General features: G+C 63.9%; 2 protein-coding genes and 3 pseudogenes. All 5 read left to right on the top strand.

Annotation, left to right across the window (positions count from 1 at the left end):
• Positions 1–201 (top strand): annotated as a pseudogene (locus tag ELR45_RS34035) (histidine kinase); the annotation flags it as partial.
• Positions 202–604: 403 nt separating this feature from the next.
• The gene (locus tag ELR45_RS34030) at positions 605–1,768 is read left to right on the top strand and encodes an amidohydrolase family protein (RefSeq protein ID WP_129670240.1); all 1,164 of its coding nucleotides are present in this window, start codon (positions 605–607) and stop codon (positions 1,766–1,768) included.
• A 29-nt stretch (positions 1,769–1,797) separates the two neighbouring features.
• Positions 1,798–2,661: pseudogene (locus ELR45_RS41960) on the top strand (tyrosine-type recombinase/integrase).
• A 31-nt stretch (positions 2,662–2,692) separates the two neighbouring features.
• Complete coding sequence (locus ELR45_RS34020; RefSeq protein WP_129670239.1) at positions 2,693–3,052, top strand: helix-turn-helix domain-containing protein; 360 nt, start codon at positions 2,693–2,695, stop codon at positions 3,050–3,052.
• A 421-nt stretch (positions 3,053–3,473) separates the two neighbouring features.
• A pseudogene (locus ELR45_RS40140) lies at positions 3,474–3,936 on the top strand (hypothetical protein); the annotation flags it as partial.

The following is a 3,936-nucleotide window of genomic DNA, read 5'->3' as shown; positions in this document are numbered from 1 at the left end:
CTCGAGGAGGAGGCCAGGCGGCGAGTGATCGAGGAGCGCATGCGTATCGCTCGCGAGCTGCACGACGTGGTCGCTCACCACATCGCAGTGATCAACGTCCAAGCTGGGGTCGTCGCACACCTCCTACCGGACAACCCGACCGGTGCGCAGGAAGCTCTCACGCACGTCCGTCGCGGAGCCGCAAGCGTGCTCGACGAGCTGAGCCCCCCGGGCTTGACAGCCTGATCGCCATGACGACTGAACTACGGGCGCCTAGCCCACACGATCCGATCCCAGACCGAAGAGATCACCGGCCAAGACGACGGATGCACGAGGCACCTCCCAGATACTCCCGGAGGAGTACCGATTGCCTCCTGCCAGCGGATGGTGACCCGTGCGTTCTCGTTCACAGTGACAGGGCATCCCCCAACCAAAGGAACATGTCCTGAACGCGATCGCCACCACCTGACCTCTGGCCCGCCCCGGGCCGGTCACGTCGCGCCACGCCCGCGCACTCGCCAAGATCCGCACGGAGCTGTCATGACCCTCGAGGACGGACGCCTCGGCCTGTTCCACGAACTCGCCGACGCTCACTACACAACACAACAAAGGAGCACATACAGACATGAAACCGATCGAACAAGGCCCAGCGCAACCGTTGATTGGGCGCCGCAGTTTTGTCACTCACGCGGCTGCACTCGGCGCTGGCGTTGGATTGTCCGCGACGGCATTCGCGTCATTCGACGACGACAAAAAGGACCCGGAAATCTCGCTTGGTGACCAGGATATCTCGCTTCGTGACCAAGATCTGAAATTTATCGGCACGGAGGAGACCTTTTCGACTCCCGAGTTGTTGATGCTGAACTCCATCAACGAGGATCACATAGCGTTCCTTGAGGAAATAGGTCTTTCGGATCTAGGCGAACGCCGCATCGGTGATATGGACGAGGGGGGACTCAACGTTCAAATCCTGTCTGCGCATACGCCGTCCGTACAAAATGTCCCTGGGCAAGAGGGCATCGACTTTGCCTATCGTCTCAACCGGCAGCTCATAGACGGGCCAATGGCCAGTTATCCGGGCCGCTTCCAGGCTTTCGCCACCTTGCCCTTGCAGAGCCCGGAGGCGGCGGCGGACGAACTGGAACGTTTGGTTCGGGAAGACGGTTTCTTGGGCGCACTGACCAACGGACACATCGGGAAGAAGTATCTCGATCATCCCGATTTTGAGCCCGTGCTGGCGCGTGCCGAAGCTCTCGATGTGCCGATCTACCTGCATCCCGGCTATCCAGCTGACGAGATCTTCCAGATCTACTACAGCACGACACGGTCGGAATACACGAAAGAGTACCAAGACTACATTTTCAGTGGGTCTGGATATGGCTGGCACCAGGAGGTGCTGACCCAATGCATCCGGATGATCGCGTACGGGGTTTTCGACAGATTCCCCAATCTGAAGATTATCGTCGGCCACATGGGCGAAGGTCTTCCGTTCTACTACGAGCGGATCGCAGGAGACATGGGCGAGCCGACCGAAAACTCGCTCGAGAAGCCCTTCGAGCAATACTTCCAGGACAACTTCTGGTTCACAACCAGCGCGTTCTTCCAGGATGAGCTGCTCCATCTCTTGCTGAAATACATCAGTGTAGATCGAGTGATGTTCGCAACCGACTATCCCTTCGCAGGCATCAAAGAAGGGACCGACTGGTTCCGAGCAGTCGATCTTCCGCGTGAGGACAAGGAAAAGATCGCGTTCCGCAATGCCGAGAATCTGTTCGGCATAAAGGTCTGACGCATCGGGGCCCGACCGAGGTATCCCGCTTGTTCCCGAGTCAATCTCTAGGAACTCAGGTTCGATCAGACGTCCTCGAGCAGGAGCTGGTAGACCAGTACGCGCTGGCGATGTCGGCGGCAGGTCTGACGGACCGCCACATCGGCGGGACCCGGGCGATCGTCATCGAGTTCGCTCGCTCGCTGTCGACACCGCTGTGGGAGGCCACCTGTGCGGACGCGGACGCGTTCTTGGCCCAGCAGCGGCGGATGGGCTCAGCGTGTCGACCCGGGCGGGCAAGGCCGGCGCGCTGTCGGGCTTCTACGAGTTCGCGATCGCCCGCTACGAGGGCACGATCCGCCGCGCGACCGGCGTCTTGGTCGAGCAGCCGATCGATGAGTTCAATCGCCAGTCCGGGGCGTCGCTGGGCAAGGTCCGGGTGCCGCCATCGGATGAGGAGATCGACTCGCTGTTCACCGCCTGGCGCGGGTCGGTCACACAGGCACGCAAGTACCGGCCCGCGGCCCGCGACTACTTCGCCGCCTCGTTGTGGCGCCGACTCGGGCTGCGCATCAACGAGACCGTCATGCTCGACATCCGCGACTGGCGCTCCGATCTGGGTGAGTTCGGCAAGCTCCACGTCCGCCACGGCAAGGGCTCGCGCGGCGGGAATCCAGGTCGACGAGTGGTTGCCGGCGTGGTCGGGACGGATGACGCCACACGTGCTGCGGCACTACTGCGCCTCGTCGCTGTACGCGGCCGGCATGGACATCAAGGCGCTCCAAGGGCTGCTTGGCCACCAGTGGCTGGCGACGACCTCGGGCTACCTCCACGTCCGCAGTGACCACATCGAACGCGCGTGGAACAGCGCGAGCGACCGCATCGAAGCCCGCCTGGGCATGCGTAACGACTGACCCGACCGAAGAACCGAAGGAGAGGATCCAGATGCAGTGGAGCCTGCGGCTGCGGGCCGCCGAACGGGGGATCTGGAAGTCCGCGCAGCTGCGCAGGATGCTGGCTGATGCCGGGCTCGAGATCTCCGCCGGGAAGATGTCGTCGTGGTGGGCTGGCACCCCGCCGACGATGCGCCTCGAAGAGCTCGACGTGCTGTGCGCCGTGCTCGAATGCACCCCGAACGACCTGATGACACCCGAGCCGGACAAGGTCGCCGCGCGCCGTCCCCGCAACACCGACGCAGCCAACGGCAACGGCGGAAATGGGGATGGCGATCCGAACGGCAACGGCGGCACGCCACCCGCGGTCACACCGCGGCTCGGCAAGCCCCGCTCGACCCCACCGCTGTAGCCCGCACCCCCATCGCCCACGGACACGACGAGCACGAGACGATCGGGATGCCCGCGCCCGGCCCCAACGCGGCGTTGCGGCTGCCGCCCAAGTGCAATCAGTGCCAGAGCAACCGCGTCGCGTGGACCAGCCCCAGAGTCGACTTCTGCTATCCGTGCCTGCCCGGCGGCCCATTCGCAGCTCCACCGTGCAACCGCTGCCGCGCCCGCACCGACTACTTCAGTCAGGGTCTGTGCAGCCGGTGCCATCCCCGCAGCGCCGAGCACATCGGGTATTGCAAGGGCTGCCTGGCTTGGGGCGTCTACCCCCGTCACAACTGGACCTGCTGGTCCTGCCGCTGGTGGCAGACGCACTACCCGAAGGGCACCTGCGCCTACTGCGGCCGCGCCAGCCACGTCAGCGACCGACAAGCCTGTCGCCTGTGCCTCGAGAATGCCCGCCTCGAGCAAGGGCCCGCCCGTGCCCCGACCTGGCCAGCGCCAACAACGACAGCCAGCAGTTGTTCTTCGCCAACATGGTCTTCAAGCGGCGCGTGACACCGCTGCCCGACTACGTCCGCTGGGATGGCCGTTGGTCGAAGAAGAACAAGAACCAGCTGCCCTACCAACCTGGCACCAGCTTCGATGACGATGCGCTTGAGCAGCTGGTCCTGTTCGACATGGACCCCGACCCCGAGGTGCTGCGCCAACGCCTCCTGGTCGAGGACAGCGAACTGACCCGGTACTACGCGGATATCGTCGCCGACCACGCCCGCCGCTACGGCTGGAGCGTCAGGCAGCGCAATGCCGTGATCCAGTCCCTGCGGCTGCTGCAGATCCTGCGGCCTACTCCCACCGCGAAGGTCCGCGCCAGTGACGTCGTGTCCTTGCGCCGATACGACGGAA

Source organism: Phytoactinopolyspora endophytica, assembly GCF_004138495.1.
Taxonomy (GTDB): domain Bacteria; phylum Actinomycetota; class Actinomycetes; order Jiangellales; family Jiangellaceae; genus Phytoactinopolyspora; species Phytoactinopolyspora endophytica.
This window is presented reverse-complemented; position numbering and strand designations above follow the sequence as displayed.